This is a genomic window from Pedobacter sp., from assembly GCF_041645105.1.
Classification (GTDB): Bacteria; Bacteroidota; Bacteroidia; order Sphingobacteriales; family Sphingobacteriaceae; genus Pedobacter.
Genome location: NZ_JBAZQQ010000003.1, coordinates 493,759 through 517,594 on the forward strand (window position 1 = coordinate 493,759; position 23,836 = coordinate 517,594).

The following is a 23,836-nucleotide window of genomic DNA, read 5'->3' on the forward strand; positions in this document are numbered from 1 at the left end:
TAATCTTCCGCTGATCCCTTTTCTTTTTAAAAGAGATCAGCGGATTTTTTATGGATTCCATACTGGCCCTACCTCTTGCTTTTTTAAAGGACGTCCAATAATGTTCTTTTCAAGTGTTTTATCCTTTGGGTAATAAACCCCATCTTTATTCTGGAAGATCGCAGAATCATATACGATGTTCTTTTCATCAGTCATGTTGATGGGTTCATCACGAATAAGGATTAGTGGTTTTTCTTTACCTTTCCCTAAAAGTACATTATCTCTTAAAATGGCATTTTCAACTTTCATCGTTTGTTTCTTTGCCGGATTATAGAGGTCGCCAATCACGATATTCACATCGTTATCTTTCAAAGTATTTCCAATAACTTGTAAATTCTTAACTTGTAAGTAGCCATGTATTGGAGAGTTTTCGATGCCTTCGATGATGGAAATAGCTGCCCTGCTCCCTTTTAATCCCTGGATATAATTATTCCTTACCATGTGATTTTCACCCATCACTCTAATGCCTCCGGTATTACTCTCCGATTCTCCAAAAATATAATTTCCGAATACCTCGTTGTAATTTCCGTGTCGGAGGCTGATACTTCCTTTTGATTTAATTACCGTATTGTATCGTATGATATTCCGTCCTGATTTAACTGAAATCAATTCCCCTTCGCCGTTACTATTTTCGAAGAGATTAAACTCAATAATGGTATGTGAATCAGATAGTGAATTTTCACTCGTTCCTACACGAATTGCTTCTGCTCCATTTTCACCCAGCGGGGGAATATCTCTGAAATAGTTATGATCAATCTGGTGATAATCTGGAGAGGTTCCAGATCTCCAGACCGTAACAATCGGACTTTTACTAGTCTTTTGTGCAAATAGGGAATGATCTATGCGATTATTTGTACCAAATAATCCGACCCAAACATCTTTATCAGGAGAATTACGTGGTTTACTAAATCCTGAAACCAGGATATTGGTTATGCGACTGTAAGATGCGGGTACACTACCAGCTCGAAATTCAATCAGGTGCGATTTATTGGAGGATGCTCCATTTTTAAAATAAAGACCATCAACTATTAAATACTGACCGGACAATTGTAAACATGACGATCCTGATATCATAACCTTACCCGGTGTTTGCGCTTTGAGGGTTATTGGCTTCTTCTCTTCTCCTTTTGCTTTAAAAACAATATCAATGTCGCGCCAGATACCTTCGGCCATGATAATAACATTACCTGGAATAGCCTCTTTAATAGCGGCATTAAGCTCTTGGGCTGTCTTTACCAAGCGTTCATTGGGCTTATCTTTTTCAAAAGCACTGGAATAGAGTGGTAAGAATAATATTAAAAACTGAATTAAAGTTCTGTGGTTTATTAGTTTATTTACCATTTCTACTGTTTTTTTATAAAGTCGTAATATACCTGACCATACAATTTAGAACCATCGTCATTATCTCGTACATGGCAGCCATCTCCGCTCCATTTTTTGCTTGAATATTTAATTGAAATAGTTCCTGAGGTGGGTGCACTTTTAAGAAACACTATACGAGGAATCCTGTTAATCTTTTGATTGGCTTGAATCCCATCATTGGAATTATCCATATTAAGACCTGCCCCGGTTTTCGATGGATCAATTCCATAACTATATCCGTTATAAACGACAGCATCTTTTCCATAAACATTCTTACCATTTACCAAAACTTCAAAATTCAGGCAATTTCTACCTGCAGGAATCTTCAAATCAGCTTCCAGGAATCCAGAAACAGGATCTGTTTTAAGTAAAGATGCATCTAAGGTCAGCGCTTGATCTCTTATCTGCGAATACTGATAATCATAAAAAGACGACACCCTTAAATTCTCTACCTGAGTTTCTCCTGCTATCTTATCTATTACATCCCAATACCCCCAAAGCTCTCTGGCACTTACAACTGGCAAAGGATTACTGATGACAGATATTTTAGCTGAAGGCTGTTCGCTTCTTATGTTCGAAATAAACTGTCTTAATTCATTTTCAAAGATTTCGAATGACCTTACACGTACCTCTAATCCAACTAAAGACTTCAAATCATCATAAATAAAATCTGCTGTAGAAATCGGTCGGTCGAATGTAATTTCACGGGTTTTATCATTGTAACTGCTCACTCTCCTCACCGCGTACTCTTTATTATTTGAGAAATAGCCTCCAATAAATACATAGTCGCCCTTTACAGGTTTCGCAGCGATTCCATATTTATCACCAGCAGAAATTGTTATACCTCTTTCCTGAACTGCTTCTATTTTACCAGCCCATTTTTGAAATTTATACTTCCCTGTTTTTTCATTAAATGTGATGTTTTTTGCTGGTAATGTACGCATGGACTGTAATTCTTGAATTGAGAGATCTTTGTACTCGGTATATACCTTGTGTCCCTTTACAGTCCAATCGTCATTTGGTGTAGTTTCAAGCATTACAATATCAGGCGCAAATTCAACTACCTTTTTATAGCTTCTATGGAACTCTTCAGGATCGTTCAGAAATTTAAGTTTCCATCCTCCAATTCCTGCATTTTGAAAATGAAAAAATCTATTTGTCGCGAAGTTAAAAATGAAGTACGGAGTACCTGAGGCGTCGATATAATTACCTTTAATCTTTAGCCTAACTATACGTTTCTTGTTTGTAGCAAATCTGTATTTTTTAACTGCACGTTCATCTGTTTGTCTAAAATCTAATCCACTTGATATACGTGCTGGTTTTGTTAAATCGAACGAAACATCACCATCGCCAAAAGGGCTTTCAAGTACTCCCTTCCCTGTTTTTCCTATAGTAGTTTTTTCATAACTGATCTCTTCTCCATAATCATAGCCGGCAACAATTTCTTCACCATTTTTCGGTATGACTTTAAAATATACCCAATGGTGTACTTCGGGGTTTCCGTATCTGTCTTTTCCGTATTTCCTTACGATCATATAATCATCAGATGCTGGAACTATACCACCACTATATCCCCCAAGGTTATGAGATCCCTTTTTTAAAGCAGATGAAACAGTTACATTATGATTGTAGGTAAAAGCCCTTCCTAAATCGAACATACTTGTCTTGCCATCGCCTTTGAAGCTCTTGGTTTCCTTGCCTACAGGTGATGTATTCCAATTATTAAAGGTATCATAAAGAACATCGTCAATATAAACTTCGATTTCAGCTGCGTTAGTATTAGATCTTTCAATCCCCTGAACAATGGACACTTCATTTCCTTCCAAAGAAAAACTTATTTCTGAATTGACTCCGGTTATACGAGTTGCAACTCCATCAAAAAACTTGCGATCGTTTGGAGTGTTTAACAGCGAATTGGTACCTTTAATTACAACATCCCTTGGTCCAACAACATCTGCCATGTGTTTTTGAGTGTTTAAAATGGTTTCTTTAACCAAGCCCGACTGTAAAAAACCGTCGCTCCATGTTACTGAAGAACCCACAAAACTCATACGTAGATTAACAGCGGGAATATTATTATTACTAGTTCGCTGTCCAAAACAAATATTTGGTAGCAGGAAAGTAATTGTAAGGGAAAGAATAAATAGTGATCTTCTAAGAGCTGGGAATAAATTCATGTTGGTTTAAGTCTTTTTTAATCATTGAGTAAAAAATAGGTTCAGATAATCAACGAAATATAAAAAATAACCTTTAATAACTTTCTAAAAAGTTTAAAGTTTTTATTTTTTATAAGTCGTCAATAGTAATTCGCTATTTAATCAATGATTAGTTCAAAGCTTTTTTATAAACCCTTAAAACTCTTTCCCTTGCAAAGGTATGCTCGACCATGGGTGTTGGATATTCAGGAGATAGATATTCAGGCACCCATTGCTCAATGTATTTATGTTCTTTGTCAAACTTTTCTGTTTGTAGCGTAGGATTAAATACCCTGAAATAAGGTGCAGCATCACAACCACATCCAGCAGCCCACTGCCAATTTCCATTATTTGCAGATAAATCGTAATCGTTGAGTTTAGCTGCAAAATACGCTTCTCCCCAACGCCAATCAATAAGTAGATGTTTACAAAGAAAACTTGCCACAATCATACGAACACGATTGTGCATAAAGCCAGTTTCATTTAACTGGCGCATACCTGCATCTACTATTGGATAACCTGTTTTACCCTCACACCAAAGTTTAAATTCTTTCTCATCATTTCTCCATTCAATCTGATCGTATTGCTTTTTAAAGGATTGCTGTACGACATGTGGAAAATGATAAAGGATCTGCATAAAAAATTCTCTCCATATCAATTCAGAAAGCCAAGTCTGATTGTGATGAGTTGCAAAACCGACACATTTACGAATGCTTATGGTTCCAAATCGCAATGCAATACCTAATTGTGTTGTGCGCTGTAACGCAGGAAAATCCCTGTATTTATCATATTCATTTATGATGGTAGCATCCAGTATCGGCTTTTCAAATTTAACATCAGTTTTCTCAAAACCTATTTCTTCTAAAGCAGGAATTTCTAAGAACTCTTGTTGAAGCAAATTATCCAGGTTCATTTCAACAGGAGTAAAATGCCTGGTATTTAAAGTTTCCTTCCACTTTTTTGCATAAGGTGTATATACTGTATAAGGTGTACCATCATTCTTTAGAATATTGGATTTGTCAAAAATAACCTGGTCTTTATAGGCTTTAAAAGGAATTTGCAATGACTCAAAATAATTAAGCATTTCCCTATCCCGAGCAATAGCTTGTGGTTCATAATCCCGATTACAATACGCCGCTTGTATATCGTATTCTTTCGCAAGTGTGGGGAATATTTCAATGGGCTTACCTATAAGTACAGTTAAGGTAGAGTTGTATTGCTTTAATTCTGAATTGATGTTTGTTAAAGCCTGATGAATGTAATCTACCCTCCTATCTTTCTTGTTTTCTAGGCGTTCTAAAATATTGGGATCAAAAATAAAGATGGGAAGTACTGGGAACTCTCCACTTAAAGCATGGCTCAGACCAATATTATCCTCGATACGCAAATCACGTCTGAACCAAAAAACTGCGACTTTACTCTTCATATTTTAAAGGTAAACAGTTTGCCTGGACTTAGTTAATCTCTCGGCAACTTTTCTGGTCTAGCCATCTTATACTGCGTTCCCGTAATTGATTGCAGGAAAGCAACCACTGACTGAATTTCATCTTTAGTAAGGTTCAACTTTTTCATCAGTGGATCAGTCACCGGGTGTAAGGGATCGGCCGCTTTTTGGGCAGCTGTAGCAGTATTCATCTGCATACCACTATTGTATATATTTACAATTCCAGTAATGTTATCAAATAGTCCATTATGCATCCATGGACTTGTATTCATCACATCCCTAAGTGATGGTGTACGGAATCTTCCTACATCGTTAGGATCTTTAGTGATGTTATATCTGCCCAGGTCTTCATACTTACGTTTATAATATGTTAAACCAATATTATGGAAGCTTTCATCAGTAAAGTATTGTCCGTTGTGACAATTGATACATCTTGCTTTGGTACGGAACAAATGTAAGCCCTCAACTTCCTGATCATTCAACTGCTTGAAGTCGCCTTCCATAAACTTATCAAAACGACTCTTTCTACTGGTAATTGTACGTTGAAAACTAGCCAATGCTTTTGCGATGTGGTCGAACGTAATTTTATCAGTGCCATAAGCTTTGGCGGTAAGCTCTTTATAAGCTTTGATCTTATTTAGCTTTGCAGGAAGTCCTTTTACATCCATAGCCATTTCATGATGTGCCGATATAGGGAACTTCACTTGTTCTTCCAGACTTGCAGCCCTACCATCCCAGAACAATAATTTACGTTCTTTTACATTCAGCAATGAAATTGAGTTCCTGTTTCCTGTAATATGGTCATTACCTACCGGTACTGAAATCTTATCGGCCCATCCAGTTTGCGGATTATGACAGCTGCTACAAGAGATCTGATTAGAACCAGAAAGTAAAGGTTCAAAAAACAGGTTCTTGCCCAATACAATCTCAGCTTTCGCCATGGTATCAAAATAGCTCTTATCTATCGTCGGTAGCGGTTTAAATTCCACCCAGTTTACACCACTATCAACCTCAGGCTTTGGCCATTGTGCAAGTGGACGTTCATATAAACGGCGCAGACTATCTACTTGAACACCGCTAGAAGTGAAAGCCACTTCTTTAAACGACAGATGTAATAAGCAAACAACAACAACCAATATGGAACCTACAATAACCTTCATCTTCTATTTATTTTTTGCAAAAATACAATTTTTCGACATGCAAAAGAGCAATCACAGCTCTTTATTAGTAACAATTCTAATTAAAAATTACAGCCTATACTGATATTGGTTGAGTTAAAATGCTTTCCAAGAAACGTTACATCTCCTGAATAGATATGCGCATAATCTAATTTAATATATGTACTTAAGTCTTCTCTCAGAGCCTTTGTATACTTAAACATCAGGTTTCCTTTAATTCGGGATGCTGTAAAATACTCAAACTCTTCATTAAGAAACTGTGGCATTGTGGTTGGAGCTGGGTAACCTGCAGCTGGAGTAATTATGATTTCGTCCCTTGCCATTTCTCCGCTTCCAGCACCATAGCCAATACCTAGACCAATATCAAAACTGTCTTTTTGCTGTTGGTATTGCCTGTTAACCTGTCCGGAAAATTGATAACTGTTTATTTTCTGTTCTCTGGAATATGGATATCGACCAGTACTTTTATCCCTAGTCATGTAATCAGCACTAAAATTTACTGCCCATTTGGGATGATTATTCTTTACATCCAGAAATAAATCATAAGTTAATCCAGCGTTTATAGTTACGCCCGAAAAGATCTTTCTATCACCATAATAAATAATCCTATTAACCCCACCAAGGTTGGTTTCCCTTCTATAAATGGTTTCGCTATTCTCCAGGAAATCATAATTACCTCTCATACCAACATGGTGTTCAATATCATCTGCTTTAATGGATAATTGTCCGTTATAAGCCAAGTCTGCCCCATTATGTCTGGTTAAAAGTATAGATGAGGTTCCCTCTTCTCCATAAAAGCCATTTCTATCGGCATAGCTAAACTCATTAAACAGTGTTATATTTTCATTGAAATTTAGGTTTAACTGTAAGGATCCACCTTGCCTGATATCTTTTAAAGGATTTTTAGTATCGCTTGCTGTATAGCCATATTGACCGAACAATTCTGTACGCCCATAAAATGCTCCATAACTAATTAATGAGAGATATTGTCTGTCTTTATTACCGAATGCTTTAAAGCCCATGCTTTCAATGCGACGGCCATAATTATAATTTGCACCAATCTCTACAACATTGCTGATTTGATACAGTGCACCAACACTTAAATCCATTGCCAGCAATTTGTTGGTATGACGGAGATCTCTTCTTTTAGCATAATTACCAGCCTGGTAATCTAATTTAGCACCAATACTTAATTTTGAGTTTACCTGGGCAGCTACAGCCCCATTTACACGATAGAGTTCAAACTCCTTAGTTCCTTTATTAGCAACATCTATCTCTACAATATCAAATGGATTCTGATAAGGATCAATAAATGTAGAGCCAGTCATGTTTTTGCCTTTGAAATTTTTATAGCCAAAACCTCCGGAAAGCACGACCTTATTGTTCAAACGTGAGTAAGAATCTGCCTGTAAACCATAATCCTGACTATTATCAGATTGAAAGTAATTTCTAAAACCTCCGTCTTCTTTACGAAAATTTAGTGTGGCATTAGAAATATTCACTGTATTATAATGAATTAGACCAGCAGCGTTTTTAGAACTGAGCCATGCATTGCTTTTACGAATATAGTCGATATCAGCATAGGTACCCCTTGCCTGTTGCGCCAAAACCTGAACAGAAGTGAATACTCCAGCTAAAAGGGAACATATAAAATATTTTGATGTAGACGTCATGTGGGCTTAGTAGTTACTTAAAGATGCTTTTAAACGTAGGTGCATATCGTTACTTGAATTATTTGAGTCTTTATAAATAATGCGTGCACCTCTCTTTATAGACTCTTCTGCGTTGATTTTACTTGGATCTGTACTTCCACCTATATCAACTGTTCCTAAATTATAGCCGTATACTATCTTGCCTGCATTTTCAGGTATTTCCAATGTAGCTTCTTCATCTACATTCCTATAAACAGAATACCCTATCTTATTGATATGATAAACATAACCAGCATCTACAGTTGCTAAGAAACGTTTTTTGCTATTTCCGTTATTTAAGAGATAGGTTTCCACGCCGTCCAGAACCCAGTCTACCGGAATTTTCTTATTGGAGTTAAGAACAGTTAAACTTGCATCAGAACCTATTGCTGCAGGAGTAATTCCCTGTGGTTCAAAAATAAATACACCGGGACTCAGCACACTTGGTACCCAGGCATTTCCTGTACTATAACTAACCGCTTTTAAATACTGACTTGTAGGTATTAATGCTGATGGAGATTTATAATAAGTAGTATTTTTATAGGTACTTGCCATATCATACATTGCATAATAGCTCGGATTTGCCAGATTGATTGACTTACTATGCGTTTGTGTGTTATCCACAGCCTGGTACAATGCTACTACCGCCTGTTCCCCGGGCTGCAGTGTTAAGGGCTGAGTGAAATACCAAAAACCACCAGCGGCTGGTATGTATCCTTCATTTTCATAAATTAACTTACCATCTGTGCCATAAAAGTTATTGGTAGCATGTGCATTGGCGGGTCCGATAGCTGCAATACATAAATTATTTGTAACACATGGAAACTCTGAGTTGTTATATATAATAACGTAACAGTCATAATTAAATGTACCAGCACCATTATCAAAAGGTGTTCCTCCAACAAAGACCTCTTTTAAAACCAGTTGTGAAGACTTTGATTCCTGCAATTTCATTGTAATTACATCACCATCCTTCCAGTTGCTTACAATAACCTGATTGGTATTTAAAGCATTATAATTATAGACATTAGCACCGCTTTTACGTGTTTCTGAAGAAGCAATATCGTACACATCAGAAGGAACATCAATAATTACTTTACCCTGAGCATCAGTTATGCCTTCAAAAACAGTTCCATCGCCAGTAAATCTTACTACAACTCCGGCAACAGGAGACAGCGCACTATTTTGCGGATACTCCAGTTGAATAATTACTTGATGTAATTCAAAGGATAGTTCCTTTTTACAGGATAGATTAAAAACCGCAATAGTTAACAACAGGATGATCTTCTTCATTATTTTCACGATCTATTAATTAAAATTTTAACCTTAATGATGTCCCATAATTAAATCTTGGGATATATGAACTTTCGAATAAGGATGACTCAGTACCGGAACCACTTAATCTTACCTTTGCCATATTGTTGAAAAAGTTGTTTGCAAAAAATGAAAGGGAGGCGTATTTACCTATTTCCTTAGTTACAGCAAGATTGGCAGAATAATAACTTGAAATTTTGTTTTCATTAAAATAGTAGTTAGTAGGACTTTTTTCTACCATTTTAGCCAGCTCATTATACAATGCCAGATCATTATCTTTTGCCCATATAAATTTCTCTAAAAAAGGAATTTTGTTGTTCAAATCCGAATAGTCCACATAGTATTCCGGATAAGATGCTACAAAACGATTTCCTCCATAAATATCTGTCTGATCGGAAGAAGGAAGATAACTTTCTCTATTGTCAATAACATAAGACCTCGCACCAAAATCACTCTCAGATATGTTTTTTGAAAATTTATAAAAGGACCCTTCTAACCTGGCAGAAACTATTAATCTGATGGCTGGTATATGGGTTGTTATCGTAAAATTCATATTTAGTGCCTTTTTGATTGAACCATTGGCAGATTGATCACCACCAATAAAATAGCCAATGTATTTATAAGGTCGGCCATCTGCCATGTTTTGGGTATTATTAGGCATAGAGGCTGATATAGTTTTTTCCAGACCTTTATAGTAATAGTAATTACCATCAACCCTTAAGGAAGTCTTTAAGACTTCAATACGTTTGAAATCTATAATCCAGTTGATATTCTTACGGGATACAGGTGAACCATTTTTATATTTACCATTGCTATTGAATCCATACATATTGGTATAATTCAACTGCTCTGAAGGAAGCACTCCTGTTCTATCGCTTACAGTAACGATACCCGTGTTTTTATCTACATTATAAATTCTATTGTCACTAGGAATTAGCGAGCCCTGCAAATCTGCCTGACTGGTATATTTGAAGAAATAAGGTGAAAAGTCTTGATTGTATTGATATGGGTTTCTTGTATAATCATCTGACACTGAGATAAAAACCTTGGTACCCTTAAGATTAAAGTTTAATGCTATTTCCTTTTGTTCATTGCTTTGCCATTTTAAGTCAGGATTAAAAACTCTATTTCTTTGCTGAGTATAATAAGCATAAAAAGTTTGTCCATTTACATCAGTCCCAGGTGAAAATGATAAAACATCACGATAGCCAGGTGTAATATACAATGCATCGAAACCAGGTAATTTCACTGTTTTACCCCAGGAGGCCTTAATGCTGAAATCACTGAACAACTGATCTTTCCCTGTCCAGAATGAATACTTTGCATTAAATCTGGGTGACCAATTGGTAATCGCCCCATATTCAGAACCATCAATATCTGTAATCTCTGAACGTAGTCCTGCTACCATCTGCAGAGTGTTCTCTCCTACTGGAACAGTTAAAGCATCTTCAGCAAAAAAAGCATAATTGTTTACAAAAGATTCATTTTTGTAAGGATAAGCTCTCCAGGTTGGTGCGGTACTTAGATCACCATAAAAAAGGCCCTGACCGTTATTTCCACTTACATTATAGTCGGTCCCCAGCATTAAGTTGTTATGCGATTGACCAATTTTTTTAGCCCAGTTAGCCTTTAAACGACCATTATAATTGATAAATTTATTATCGTTGAATTCGCTTTCGTACCAGAAACCCTTAGGTATCAATATAATCGCAGCATTTGGGTTATCATCATATAGTTCACCTACATGGTACCCTTGTTCTGTTGTACGTATAGAAGCAGCGGAAGAAGTGGTTGACTGTAAAGACCTTACTTCACTTAATTTATTATTATAATTTAATGTTGCACTTGCATCCAAACTTGTAATCCATGGCAATTTCAACAACCATTTTGCCGAAAAATTTGCCCGTATTGCATTGTCTTTCTGTTTAGTATAGGTATCAGCAGCAAAATCAGGATCTGTCTCCGAATCAAAGCCACCAATATTACCAGTTACGCCGAAATTAATAGTGAGCGGACGGTTATTACGCTTATTAAATGTATTGTTATAATTTAATGAAAGGCTGTTTCTATCATAAGATGTATAAGGAGAAGACAGATCTGCTATAGATTTCGTATGCTCTACATTTAAGTTTAAAACACCTACTCTTTCTCCCAGGCTCAATCCTTTACTCATAGCTATCAGCTTGGAGTTTGGACGTGTTGACATTTCGACCAGGTAAGGAGAAACTCCCTTTCGGGTATTTACTTTTACCATTCCATTGGTCATATCACCATATTCAACAGAAGGTAATCCTGTTATAACTTCTATTGATTCAATATTTGTAGTAGATATATTTTTAAGATCAGGACCTTCAGAACCGATTCTTATATTTGGAGATAGCTTAGGATCCTTAAAGGAATTATTCGTAATACGCACTCCATCTACCTCTATGCCAACACCAAAAGTAGCATTTCCATTTTCTCCACTGGTACCATTAACACTTATTCGTTGTTGTCCAGTAGTAGCCAAATGCAGACTGTTATTCGTTTTTCCTCCTGGTAATAAACTAGCAACATCCGTTAGCTGGAGCATCTGTAAGTGATCCAATGCCTTTCTGTCCATAATATAGGATGTGGCCAGATCAGTACCTTTTTTTGCATTTATTTCCACCACAGACAAGGTTAAATTGTCTTCCTCCATCAACAACTGCACATCAATATTTTTATTTAATATATATTGATAGTCCCTCTTTACAAAACCTAAATACTGGACAGTCAGCTTTACCTCACCTTTTGGTACATTTTTAAGCACAAACATTCCTTTTGCGTCGGCCATAGTCCAGATCCCACTTAAAGGAATAGAAACCGTAGCAAACTCTACAGGCTTTTGATCCTTTCGGTTCAAAACCTTTCCGCTAATGGTGTACTGTGAAAAAGCTGGAGATGCTGATGTTAAAATAAATGCGATTATAATAAATGCCTTTACGTTAAAGCGGCAAACGGAACCATTTAGGTCGCTGTTTGTAAAAAAAGCTGAACGAAATATTTGTAACACTTTTTAAGATTAATTAAGAATTCGTCGCAAATATACATTTATTTAGACTGGTTCAAAATAATGAAGTGAAAATGTTAACAGTATAGATCAGTTCTTTTTCTCTGGCTTATCGTTATTGTGGATATAGATATCTTGTTGAGGGAAAGGCATAACGATCTTATTCGCTCTAAATGCTTCCGTAATTGAGATGATTAATTCACTCTTGATCTTTCCGCTTTCTACGAATTCCTTTGTCCAGAAGAACACCTTAAGTCCAATTGCACTATCACCAAACCCATCATACAATAATGAAGGTGCAGGACTTTTCATCACATGCTCCGCCTGATTTAGCACCTCAATCAACACTTGCCTGGCTAACTCAAGATCCGTATCGTAAGACAAACTTATTGCAATAGTCATCCGCTTCCTGCGACCGCCTATCGACCAATTTGTTAAGTGTGCATTGAGCAAATCTCCATTGGGCATTACCACGTCAGCTCCCTCCCATGTCGAAATCACACTACTGCGGAAACCAATAGATTTCATTGTTCCACTTTGCCCATCTACTTCTACCACATCACCTACATTAACCGGCTTTTCAAAGGCTAGAATTAGTCCGCTGACTAAATTATTGACCAGCGTTTGCAAGCCAAATCCGATACCTACGCCCAAGGCACCTAATACTATGGTAATTCTATCAATTGGAATTCCTGTTGCTGCTATGGCCAGAAAAAGCCCCATACTTAAGATAAATATCCTAATGAGCAATAGCCAGCTTCCAAGTCCTTGTTTCTCTTTTTGATGATCTTTATCGGCCCTAAAGTTTCTATCTGAAGCAAAGAAGGAAACGATTTTAGAAATTGCTACAGAAATACCCATGATTACCACAAATAGCAGTAAGCTATTGATGCTAAAGGTATAATCTCCAAGTTTGCGGTCGTTTGATAGAAACTCTTGGACCGGTTCAGAAATATAATCGAAACCTGCAAAGTTCCTTCCAAACAAAATAAACCATCCAAATACCAGTAGTACATAAAATATTGGAGGAACGTTTTTCCCTACTTTATCAAAGTTCAGATAAAAAAGCTTCGCGTCCCGTCCTGTGTAAATGTTGAAAGCCAGATGTAGTCCTTCATTGATCAATCTGATCGTCCAGAGAAAAAGTATGGCAATTATGACATTTAGAAATCCACTGATCAAAAGAGCTTTAGATAAATTGTACCTACCGAACAAATTGGCCAGCACAGCACAAAATTCAATGACGACCATTAATTTAATGGCAATCAGGATCAGCTGTTCGCGAAGTTCTTGCCTGCGGCCATAGATTGCGATCATTAATCCAGATAAAGCTCCTGCAAGAGATATAAACAACATAAACCAACGTTCAGTATGGGAGGCTTGTAAAATCAGATTATCTATGGAAGCAATCAGAAAAAGTCCGACCATTAATAACCAGACTTTCATCCAATAAGAATTAACATAACCGCGAAATAGAAAACTGAGACTTAAGCTGGCAATTGTCCATAAGATCACATTTAAAAGAAAGGGAGGAGAAAAAAAGATAAACTGGAATAAGCTGATTACAATAAGCACTGCCGATGCGATTGGATATCTGAGTACAAGTTGACCTTCATAATTATCTGTAAGCAGCTTCTCACGCTGATAAATAGATTTTAAAGACCGGAGGTAAAAGGAAGAAATTACCATCAGAATAAGGAGACTAATTACCTTAGCAAGGTTGTTCTGCAAATAAAACAACAAGTTAAGCCGACCTTTTGCAACAGCCTGACTGAGTATTTCATTTATTGGCCTGGAATCCCTGTGCGTTTCCCATAAATTATTAACTTCAGGACTAAACATTCCAAAAGCCATATTCTTCTGATACATTTCAACTTCCTCAACACTTGACTGTAGGTTTAGCACTTGAAGATTCACCTGGTCCAGTAAGTGCTGTACACTTAAGGCGGTCAGTTTAAGTGTGCTATCGACTGGATGCGTTTCATAAGATACCATTCTGATTTGCTGAATGTATTCCACTAATACTGCAGAGTCTTTAGGAAATTTAAACAGTTCCGGTAAACTCAGCAAAGAATCTAGTTGATAACGAAAGCTACTCAATCCCTGTCGGTATTGGTCCAGTTTTATTTTCCTGGCACTAGCTTTTTTGAGCAATTCACTTAAAACCTTCTCTGTTGAAGTGAGGTTTCTAAATGTCTGTGATGTCCCTTTTGAAGTCAGAACCCCATCTCCGGCAACGAGAAAGTCTTTTCTGATTTGAGCAAGTTCTGTTTTAATTCCCGATGTATCCACCCCTGTTTTCAGATAAATCTTTGCTTTTTGCATAGTCTTTTTGACCTGCTCAAAGATGTTTAACTGAGCCATTGCAGCTTTATCAGCCTCAAATTCTAATTTACTTTCCCGAGCAGAACGTAAGGCAAACTGTTGCATTGTATCTACAAATCCATGTCGGGTACTATCAACCCTGCTTACCACATTACCTATTGTTGTTTGAGCTTTGAGAATTGGAAAATGTCCAAAAATAATAAGTACAAGTAAACTGAGATTGAGGAATAATTTCATATTTAGATAGATAATATATTTGCCGTTTTCATCCATTTCTTTATTCTTCCCCTGGCGTTATTATATGGCGAAGAAGTGTTAAACTGTATCATCCGCCCTCTTGTCCATTTTTCATACCAAGGGACTTCATAAAGTTCAGTATTTGTCTTTTTATCTAAAATTAACAAAATATTCTTTACAGTCTGGTCTAACTTTTCGAGCAAAAGAGAATAATCGTCATGCTCATAATCTTTATAAAATTTTTGGGCCAACTTACCTAGCTCATTCCATTTATATCCAGTATCCGGAAAATCAACATGTTCATTATTATCTTTCATTCGATTCCATTTCAGAACCAATTCTCCCCATCCTATCAGGTAAGAAACAAGATTATTAATGCTCATTAATGTTCCTTTTGAATGACCTTCTAAATTTTTAACCTGTGTTAGTTCATGAGGAATTGCTAAAAGTTCCTTTCTTAATTTGCTGTAATTAGTATGAATTGCTTGCTGTAATTCTTCCTTGCTTGCTGGGATAGCCATACTTTTCTATATAAGATGCTCAATTTTAATACTTATAATTTTAACTTTCAACTTTATCTTATTAAACACTTTATTATTTGTTTCAAATACTATTCTTTTTACCTTACATCACTGGATTAATAAGAAGGAAAAACTTAAATAACGCTATTTAATGAATGCAAATGAATACTCAATAAGAAGATCAAGAATTGATGATCTTGAAGGAATTTTTGATTTATATAAGCTCGTTAGTAAAGCTATAGGAGGTCTTGCAAGAAGCGAAAATGAAATCAAAAAGGAATATGTAAAAAACTTTACTGAGAGGTCAATTGAAAATGGAGTTCAATTTATAATTGTAGATCAACTGAATGATAAAAAAATCATTGCAGAAATTCATTGTTACAAATTAGAGCCCAATGTATTTGGGCATATTTTGAGTGAGCTGACTATTTCGGTTGATCCTTTTTATCAGGGTAAAGGTTTTGGAAGAAAACTATTCCAAACACTTCTTGATTTTGTATCATTAGAAAGAACTGATATCCTGAGGATCGAATTGATAGCAAGAGAATCTAATTCAAGAGCGATAAAACTATACGAGAGTATTGGATTTGTAAAAGAGGGAAGAATGGAAAAAAGAATACGTATAAATAAAAGTTCTTTTGAAGCAGATATCCCTATGGCTTGGTTCAATCCTAATTTTCATCCTGTAACTGTATTTACACTACCTCAAACAGAATGATCTGCAAGGGCATTAGAGATTTCCTTTATTGTTTTTATGCTAAAAGAATGTCTACCTATCAGCCATCTTTGAATTTCGGCTGGATTGATGTCCACCGCGACAGCAAGATCTTTTTCAGAAAGACCATTATCGGCTAATACTTTTGTGGCTTTACCAGCAACCTCCAGATTAAGCTTTGTTAATTCCTCTATAGCCGGATTTCCACTTTCTTCTAACCAGATCGATACAAAATCGTTCTCTTCCATTTGTTTTATTGTAATTGATTAAAGTAATCAGAGCAATTTCTACAATATGCTCATTCGGGCGGCAAATTTAATGATATTACTTATTAATATACAAAGAAGATCTCAGAAAAATCTGAGTCCCTCTCTGCTCCCAGGTGCCCTGTTACTAACCCTTTACAATTTATATGAAGAAAATAGCCAGTATTTTAAGATTACATCTAATTTAGTTGACTACGTCAACTATTATCTTTACTTTGGTTATGACATAAAATATAATCAAACCATAAAAGAATGGCAAAATCGACAATAAATAACATAAGGGCGTTCAACCGTTATTATACGAATGTAATAGGGCTATTGGATAAAGGATATCTTGAAACAAAGTATTCGTTAACAGAAGCGAGGATACTTTTTGAGATATACTCGGCAGGAAAAATAGATACATCTGAGATTATAGATGCCACGCTTATTGATAAAAGCTATTTGAGTCGAATATTAAAAAAGTTGGAAAAAGATAAATTGATTACGAGATCAAAATCTGCCAAAGACTCTAGAGTGAGTCAAGTAACCTTGACAGAAAAAGGATTGATTGAATTAAATTATCTCAATGAATTAACAGACAGATTAATTGAAAAATTACTGGAAGATTTAACATTAAAAGATCAAAAAAATCTTGTCTTGCACATGAATTCAATAATTCAAATTTTGAATAACAAGTCTTTAAACATTACCTAACCCAATAGACATGATACGCCTAGCTACTCTTAAGGACATTCCAGATCTAGAAAAACTGCTAGATTTATCGGTGCGTGGTTTAAGCAAAGAATATTATACATCTAACCAAATTGAAAGTGCACTCAAATACATTTTTGGAATCGATACACAGCTTATAAAAGACTGCACATATTACGTTGTTGAAATTGATAGGATAATTGCAGGCTGTGGTGGATGGAGTATGCGAAATACATTATATGGGGGTGATCAGCATAAAGAACTTGAAGACCCACTACTTAATCCAGAAATCGATGCTGCCCGGATTAGAGCTTTTTTCGTTCATCCAGATTATGCAAGAAAAGGAATTGGCAGGCAAATCATGGAACTTTGCGAAATGGAAGCGAAAAGACATGGCTTTTCAAGCATTGAGCTTGGTGCAACCTTACCAGGCGTTCCTCTTTATAAAACTATGGGTTTTCTGGAGATCGAAAATATTGTAGAGCCACTAGCTGATGGCGAAAAATTGGAACTTGTTAGGATGAGAAAAGTTTTTGAAAATCTACCAAAAATAAAAAACCATCTTTAAATTAATTAAAGAGCCCGCTTCTATCTTTAGAAAATATTATCTTAGATCTGAAGAACGACAGTCATGACTATAAGAATACCACAGATGCTAGCAATCGCAGTTTTACTTTTGTTATCGGTCCAGGGCTCCTATGCTCAGAAAGCTCCTGAATGGGTTCTTCCTTCAACCCCCTTCAATGAGGCTGAAACAGCTAAACTGATGGAAAAAGGAAATGCTACCATCCAAGGGATCGCTAAGTTAAAAAAGAAAGGCAAGGATAATTTCGGAGTAAAAGGAAGCCAAATTCTGCTGTTCCCTGTAACCCCTTATTTTACTGAATTTCTGGAACTAAAGAAAAAATATAATAGTCGTAAGAAACAGGCAACCATGGGCCGTACTGCCTTTACTTACCGCGTCGAAGGAAGATTTATAGATGAGAAAGGAACGTTCCAGTTTACCGGTCTTAAGCCTGGAAAATATTACATCATCAGCTGGATTAGCTTTGCAAGACAAAAAACAACTGCTGTTCAGACAGGTACCAATACTTCTTATAATGTTTATGGGTATGTATTAGGTTCATCACCAATATATGAAGACTATCACTATGATGTTTTTATTGAAAATGAAGTGAGTGGTTTTGTAGATGTGACAGAAACAAACGGAGTTGTAAATGTAGTAGTGAGCAACTAAAATTAAAGAATTACACCTATGAAAAACCTCTATCTATACCTGAGCTCAGTTCTTTTGGGAATCCTCCTCTCCCTCAATTCTAATGCCCAAACGGTCAAAATACCTGATCCGAATTTTAAAAAGAAACTGATCTTTCTTGGATTAGACCTCAATGGAGATGGTGAGATCCAGGTATCCGAAGCGCAGAAAGTAATGAAATTAAATGTAGATCAGGCGAATATAAGCTCACTTATCGGTATTAAAAGCTTCACGAACTTAAAGGAACTCAGTTTTTGGAACAACCAGGTTAGTATATTAGACCTGGAAGGCATGAAAAACCTTGAAGAGATCTTTGGTTACAACAACCAGATTCAGACGATTAACCTGAAGGGAATGATAAACCTCAGAACTTTATATGTTCATCAAAATAAAATCAGCACTTTGGATCTGACGGGGTTACTCAAACTTGAAGACATAAAGATGCATGACAATTTACTTTATAAGGTAAATATTCCCAACCTTCCAAAACTCGTACGTATTGAATTTCAAAAAAATAATTTAAATGAATTTAAAGTATCCGGATGTCATGCTGTTAAACTAATCAGACTGAGCGAAAATCAACTTTCGAAGCTTGACTTCAGTCAATTTAAAGAACTTGAGGAATTATCTTTAAGAGATAATCCGCTTATTTCTCTTAATATCATTGGATTAAGAAAGCTGAAATCAATTGATTGCTCGTACACCCGCTTAAGTAATGTCAATATGAGTGGAACCGTAAGTCTGGATAAAATGGAATGGTGATGATGCTTAACCTGCAGGAAAGACAAAATAATTCTTAATCTACAACCAATTCCGCCAAAGGAGACCAAAAAGAAACGCAGGGGAAATCTATAAATTTGAAATGAGTTATGCGGTCTCCTCCAATTTCTCCATAGACTCAGTAGTCAGCGACGCTGTAACCTCACCCCCTCCTCCTCCTCCAATACCTGATCCATAATAGGCTAAAAAGCCTAGTAAGAGGTTAGGCTTGTTAACATATTATCCATCAACTAGAACACTCAATTTATTTACATCTCTTCTATAATGTACAAATTCATGAAGCGTAGTTATTGTCATTAACATTACCATTGCATTGTACCTAGCCGCACCATTAACTGCGTCTAAGCCATTAATTAAAGGTTCGTGAAATGTTATAGCTTTAGTTGAAAAATCATAATTTGCAAATGTTGTTGTGTTACCTTGTGGAAGATTAGTCACAACAACTTTAGGATCAACTCCTGGTTGCATTAAATTTAATATTTTTTCTTTGGTAAAGCCAGTATAGTATGCTATAGCGTAAAGAATATTAGCATTCTTCGGATTTTTAAGAAATGCAGGTAAGTTAACTATAAGTTCTTTAAATACTGGATACTTATACAAACGTGTTGTGTCAATTTCGGGCAAATTAATTTTCTCTGGTTCACCAGGATTGGTTGGATTCCCTCTACCAGAATCTCCATCACCATTTCCTGAGGATCCACCCCTATAATTGCACATTTCAAACTCTTGCATATTTTGTGCAGCTATGCTTAATCTTTTCAACTATATTTTGAAAAACAAAGAAAGAACCGCACACTATTATAATAAGATAGATCAGTTTTCTTCATACTTAATCCATAACATCATCCAGATCTAGCAACGCAATGCAAATTGAAGATTCAAGCGGAATACCTTCTTCCAGTAACCAAATAAGACGACCAGTATGGGGAGCAATAACTTCAACTGAATCTTTATCGGTACTTATTTCACAAATTACTTCATCTATCCTAACGATCTCACCCAGATCTATTTTCCAATCACTAATGATAGCCTGTTCATATTGCGAGTAACCTAATAAATCATCAGGATTGAATACCACTTCAAAGCTATGCGGAAATTTATCTTTAGTCCTATTATATGTTCTTAGCAACGGCCGGGGTTTTCGCCAGATCAGCTCTCCAATGGAGGTATCAATTTTTAAATATCCTTCAGCAAGTTTTCTGGCAGATTCTACCTCCATGACTTTCTGAGCATTTTCCTGTTCCTGCTTTTTCAAAGCCTCCTGCTCACTAAAAAAGGTCGTCTCACCCCGCAGAATATCTGCTGCATAAGTAGCAAGGTAATCTGCATATCCGAAAAGTTGATCAATCTGATTGCCAGCAACCGGCACTTCAGGTTTTCGTTCCTTTATCAGTTGTAGAATGTTATATAAATTACTACCCTCGGATTTAGGCCCAAAATCGATAGCTATATTCATGCCCCAGTTAATACCCTTTACCACAATACGGATTTTACTATTTGAAAACCTTACCTGAAATAAATTATCTGTATCTGTTAAGGTCACCTTTTCTTCCCGGAACCCGAAGCTGCTGCAGATAGCAGCAAAGGCCTCTCGTACTTCCTTTTTGAAGTACTGAAGTGCATCAGCATGTATTTTATAATAATCTTGCATACCATTGGCTAATCGAAGATAGATAAATTAGCGGACATTCATAACTAGGCCGGATCTGAAGGTAGAATCAACTTTACGCATCAATTCGTTCAATTTTTTAACTAACTTAGTTACACACTATTCAGTGAGTAAATCGGAACCTCAAATTACTCACCGAATCGCTCACCTATTTTTTGCGAATTTTTGAATATTTTGGGGATTTCACTAAAACACAAAAGCTTGCAATCATTTGATTTGCAAGCTTTTATACGTTCTGTTACTATTCTCTGTGATCCCGCTGGGATTCGAACCCAGGACCACTACATTAAAAGTGTAATGCTCTACCAGCTGAGCTACGGAATCATTTCCTTGTTTGAAGGAGTGCAAAAGTATAAAATTTTATCTAATTTCACACATCAAAATCAATTTATTATTAACATTTCGTTAAGTAATTGATTTATAGCTATAAAATTATAGACTTTTCTTTGATGCCTCAATTGTTTTATCAATAGCATCAGCTAATACATCACGATACTTAACAAAATTGTTCTGACGATCCTCTTCTTCTTCAGTCACTTTAAGTAATCTTTTACATTCCTTTACCTGTTGCAATTCATTTTCATAAAGCTCCATAAAAGTATCAGCATCTTTATTTTTCAATATCCTTACTGTATGTGAATATTGCTCATATATATCCGTAATCACTTTAAGACTCTTCTCATCGTAATTAGTCAGACCCGTAGTTTTTGTAGATAGCTTTTCTAGCTTTCCTCTTTCTTTTGCATAACCCATAATAGCGCGAAGATACAGCTTTATCGTTATTTTACATCAAACCAAATTTCAAACCCATGAAAAACGTCCTTGGTCTTCCGGGTCCATATATATAATTACTATCCCTGTTTTTACCGATGTCGAAATCTTTTTGATACTGGTTAAACATATTTTGAACACCTATATTGAATTGGAGATCCTGTTTTATATTTTTCAAGGTAAACCGATACGATAACTTTAAATTGTTCTCCAAAAACGTTGGCGACCTGTAAAGCACATCCTGATCGATCCCCGGAGCACCAGCAACATGTGAAACTTCCATAGGACCAGTTAACACACCAGATAACACTGCATTAAACCTGCTTTGAGGCAGGAAACTTAATGTATAATAGCCATAAACATCTGGCGAGCGCAAGTATTTTTTGCTTCCAGGTAATTCTGCCGACCATAATACAGGGCTCTCAAAAGCCGACTTCTGGAAAGTTACACCTGTCTCCAATTGTACTTTTTGATCAAAATTTACCCTACCTTCTAAAGTGATTCCTTTTACCGTAGAATTGCCTCCATTTTTGCGCAACAATTGCTTGTTACCATTTGCATCTATTCCCAGATCTTCTAACACAAATGTGTTGTATAAACGCGTGAAAAAGCCATCTAATGTAAAGCCATAAATGAAATGTTCTGACGGTTTATTAAAATCTAATGATGCATTAAAGCTATTAGATGTTTCTTCGATCAGATTTGCATCTGTACTGATCACCGAAACTCCACCCCCTGCAAAAGCCATATGCATATCTGTTTCTAATGCCTGTGGGGCTTTAAATCCTCTGGCATATGATGCACGCAATTGGGTTTCCGCATTTAGTTTGTACAAGGTACTTAAGCGTGGCGTAAGTACTAGCTTGCTGATGCGGTTAGACTTGTTTAAACGTAAACCAGATAATACAGTAAACTTATTGGTTACCTCCCAGTCGCTCTGTAAAAAGACACCAAAGAGGTTCACGTTCTGATCTATCAGATAATCGTAAGCTTTAATTTCATCAAATGTATATTCATATTGATTCTCAAAACCAGTGGTAAAAGTGTTTTTCCCGTTTAGGAAATTGCTGGCCGTATAGTTGTATTGTACTCCACCTTGCATAGAATAGTTTTTTGTATTCCCCCAGGCATCAATCTGGTCTATCCCTGTATAATGTGTTCTTTTTGTATTTTGAGCTGAACCATATATACTAAATGAACTTTTATTATCTTTCGATTGATGTTCGTAATTGAAGCCCCCAACTAAAATATTATGTAACCTATACTCAGATTGATCGGCCTTATCTGCTGGCAGATCTAGCTTATTCCCTCCTTTTCTCTCTTCATATATACTCCATCCATTTATTTCCAGCTTATCCCGGTCTGATAATTTAAAAAAGGAATTAAAGCCGAACGAGTTATTTTTTAGCATAGGCATTTCCGAGTATCCATCTCCATTGGCATCAAAAGAATTGCGGTCGCGACGAGAGCCAAAAAAAGATACTCCTGCATTTTGCGCTTCATTTACAGCAGTTAAATTGGCATTAAAGAAATGATCCCAGGTGCCGCTTCCAATTATAGAACTATTGTTTGACAATGTAAACGAACTTGTTTTAGGCTCTTTCGTTAAAATATTTACTGTACCTGCAATGGCCGAAGAACCATATAAAACAGAACCTCCCCCCCTAACAACTTCTACCCTGTCAATCATGTTTGCGGGTATTTGCTCTAATCCGTAAAGGCTCATCAATGAACTAAATACCGGGCGACTATTAATCAGCACCTGAGAATAAGAACCTCCTAGCCCATTCATTCGCAATTGAGAATAATTACAGGTCTGGCAATCTGTTTCCATTCGCAGCCCGGGTTGAAAACATAAGCCATCGGCCAATGTGTTAGACTGCGTATTATTGAAAGTCCTGCTGTCCAGAATATTTACCGCCACTGGACTTTCTAATCTTCTACGATTGGTCCTGGTTCCTGTCACCACAACACTGTTTAAAGTATTTATCGATGATGTCAATACCAGATCTACAACTATAGGCTGAACATCAGCAACCTTAATCTGTTTATGTTTTGTATCATAACCGATATAGCTTACTAGTAGCTGATGAGTTCCGTAAGGAACATTTTTCAACTCATAATATCCCGCACTATCTGCTTTAGTTTTAATATTCGTTTTGGAGATGCTTATTGTTACCCGTTCAACTGGTTGTCCGTTCTTATCGGTAATGTTGCCCTTTATTAGTGTTTCTTGAGCGCTTGCTGAAAAAGTGATTAAAGCTAAAGCGATTAATAGTAATGGTTTCATTTGATCTAAATTGATTTTATTAACAGCAAACATACAAAAGTTAGGTTAATCTAACAATTA

Annotated in this window: 19 protein-coding genes and 1 tRNA gene; 5 read left to right on the forward strand and 15 right to left on the reverse strand. The window is 36.2% G+C overall.

The annotated features are described in order from the left end of the window. Positions 1-48 precede the first annotated feature (48 nt). The 9 genes from WC623_RS12135 to WC623_RS12175 all read right to left on the reverse strand — a co-directional run bounded on the left by WC623_RS12135 (position 49) and on the right by WC623_RS12175 (position 15,337). On the reverse strand, positions 49-1,380 hold the full coding sequence (locus WC623_RS12135; protein ID WP_372851349.1) for a polysaccharide lyase 6 family protein: 1,332 nt from the start codon (positions 1,378-1,380) through the stop codon (positions 49-51). 2 nt (positions 1,381-1,382) lie between these two features. After that, on the reverse strand, positions 1,383-3,578 hold the full coding sequence (locus WC623_RS12140) for a hypothetical protein (RefSeq protein ID WP_372851351.1): 2,196 nt from the start codon (positions 3,576-3,578) through the stop codon (positions 1,383-1,385). Between the two features lie 148 nt (positions 3,579-3,726). Then, positions 3,727-5,022 (reverse strand): deoxyribodipyrimidine photo-lyase, encoded by a 1,296-nt coding sequence (locus WC623_RS12145; protein WP_372851353.1) that lies wholly within the window; start codon positions 5,020-5,022, stop codon positions 3,727-3,729. 32 nt (positions 5,023-5,054) lie between these two features. Continuing rightward, positions 5,055-6,200 (reverse strand): cytochrome-c peroxidase, encoded by a 1,146-nt coding sequence (locus tag WC623_RS12150; RefSeq protein ID WP_372851355.1) that lies wholly within the window; start codon positions 6,198-6,200, stop codon positions 5,055-5,057. Between the two features lie 80 nt (positions 6,201-6,280). After that, positions 6,281-7,891, reverse strand: a complete 1,611-nt coding sequence (locus WC623_RS12155; RefSeq protein ID WP_372851357.1) for a DUF6850 family outer membrane beta-barrel protein — start codon at positions 7,889-7,891, stop codon at positions 6,281-6,283. Between the two features lie 6 nt (positions 7,892-7,897). Next, entirely contained in the window at positions 7,898-9,202 is a 1,305-nt protein-coding gene (locus WC623_RS12160; protein ID WP_372851359.1) for a DUF4876 domain-containing protein, read from the reverse strand. A gap of 19 nt (positions 9,203-9,221) precedes the next feature. Next, positions 9,222-12,257, reverse strand: a complete 3,036-nt coding sequence (locus tag WC623_RS12165; protein WP_372851361.1) for a carboxypeptidase-like regulatory domain-containing protein — start codon at positions 12,255-12,257, stop codon at positions 9,222-9,224. Positions 12,258-12,344: 87 nt separating this feature from the next. Then, on the reverse strand, positions 12,345-14,816 hold the full coding sequence (locus WC623_RS12170) for a mechanosensitive ion channel family protein (RefSeq protein ID WP_372851363.1): 2,472 nt from the start codon (positions 14,814-14,816) through the stop codon (positions 12,345-12,347). Between the two features lie 2 nt (positions 14,817-14,818). Further along, positions 14,819-15,337 (reverse strand): ClbS/DfsB family four-helix bundle protein, encoded by a 519-nt coding sequence (locus tag WC623_RS12175; RefSeq protein ID WP_372851365.1) that lies wholly within the window; start codon positions 15,335-15,337, stop codon positions 14,819-14,821. Positions 15,338-15,488: 151 nt separating this feature from the next. Here WC623_RS12175 and WC623_RS12180 point away from each other — a divergent pair, with 151 nt between their 5' ends. After that, positions 15,489-16,055, forward strand: coding sequence for a GNAT family N-acetyltransferase (locus WC623_RS12180; RefSeq protein WP_372851367.1), 567 nt, complete (start codon positions 15,489-15,491; stop codon positions 16,053-16,055). Here the strand turns inward: WC623_RS12180 and WC623_RS12185 are convergent. Then, positions 16,043-16,300 carry a helix-turn-helix domain-containing protein gene (locus WC623_RS12185; RefSeq protein WP_372851369.1) on the reverse strand — a complete coding sequence of 86 codons (258 nt, stop codon included), beginning with the start codon at positions 16,298-16,300 and terminating at the stop codon, positions 16,043-16,045. The genes WC623_RS12180 and WC623_RS12185 overlap by 13 nt on opposite strands. A gap of 270 nt (positions 16,301-16,570) precedes the next feature. Here WC623_RS12185 and WC623_RS12190 point away from each other — a divergent pair, with 270 nt between their 5' ends. The 4 genes from WC623_RS12190 (at position 16,571) to WC623_RS12205 (ending at position 19,028) form a co-directional block, all read left to right on the forward strand. After that, the gene (locus WC623_RS12190; protein WP_372851371.1) at positions 16,571-17,014 is read left to right on the forward strand and encodes a MarR family winged helix-turn-helix transcriptional regulator; all 444 of its coding nucleotides are present in this window, start codon (positions 16,571-16,573) and stop codon (positions 17,012-17,014) included. 10 nt (positions 17,015-17,024) lie between these two features. Next, on the forward strand, positions 17,025-17,579 hold the full coding sequence (locus WC623_RS12195; RefSeq protein ID WP_372851373.1) for a GNAT family N-acetyltransferase: 555 nt from the start codon (positions 17,025-17,027) through the stop codon (positions 17,577-17,579). Between the two features lie 63 nt (positions 17,580-17,642). Further along, the gene (locus WC623_RS12200; protein WP_372851375.1) at positions 17,643-18,248 is read left to right on the forward strand and encodes a hypothetical protein; all 606 of its coding nucleotides are present in this window, start codon (positions 17,643-17,645) and stop codon (positions 18,246-18,248) included. 18 nt (positions 18,249-18,266) lie between these two features. Then, positions 18,267-19,028 carry a leucine-rich repeat domain-containing protein gene (locus WC623_RS12205; protein WP_372851377.1) on the forward strand — a complete coding sequence of 254 codons (762 nt, stop codon included), beginning with the start codon at positions 18,267-18,269 and terminating at the stop codon, positions 19,026-19,028. 237 nt (positions 19,029-19,265) lie between these two features. On the opposite strand, the gene WC623_RS12210 is transcribed toward WC623_RS12205, so the two are convergent. The 5 genes from WC623_RS12210 to WC623_RS12230 all read right to left on the reverse strand — a co-directional run bounded on the left by WC623_RS12210 (position 19,266) and on the right by WC623_RS12230 (position 23,776). After that, a complete protein-coding gene (locus tag WC623_RS12210) occupies positions 19,266-19,808 on the reverse strand; it encodes a hypothetical protein (RefSeq protein ID WP_372851379.1) in 543 nt (180 codons plus the stop codon). Positions 19,809-19,875: 67 nt separating this feature from the next. Beyond that, a complete protein-coding gene (locus WC623_RS12215) occupies positions 19,876-20,697 on the reverse strand; it encodes a biotin/lipoyl-containing protein (RefSeq protein WP_372851380.1) in 822 nt (273 codons plus the stop codon). Between the two features lie 269 nt (positions 20,698-20,966). Then, positions 20,967-21,039, reverse strand: a tRNA-Lys gene (locus tag WC623_RS12220). A 108-nt stretch (positions 21,040-21,147) separates the two neighbouring features. Further along, positions 21,148-21,468, reverse strand: coding sequence for a hypothetical protein (locus tag WC623_RS12225; RefSeq protein WP_372851382.1), 321 nt, complete (start codon positions 21,466-21,468; stop codon positions 21,148-21,150). 31 nt (positions 21,469-21,499) lie between these two features. After that, on the reverse strand, positions 21,500-23,776 hold the full coding sequence (locus tag WC623_RS12230) for a TonB-dependent receptor domain-containing protein (RefSeq protein ID WP_372851384.1): 2,277 nt from the start codon (positions 23,774-23,776) through the stop codon (positions 21,500-21,502). Positions 23,777-23,836: the final 60 nt, after the last annotated feature.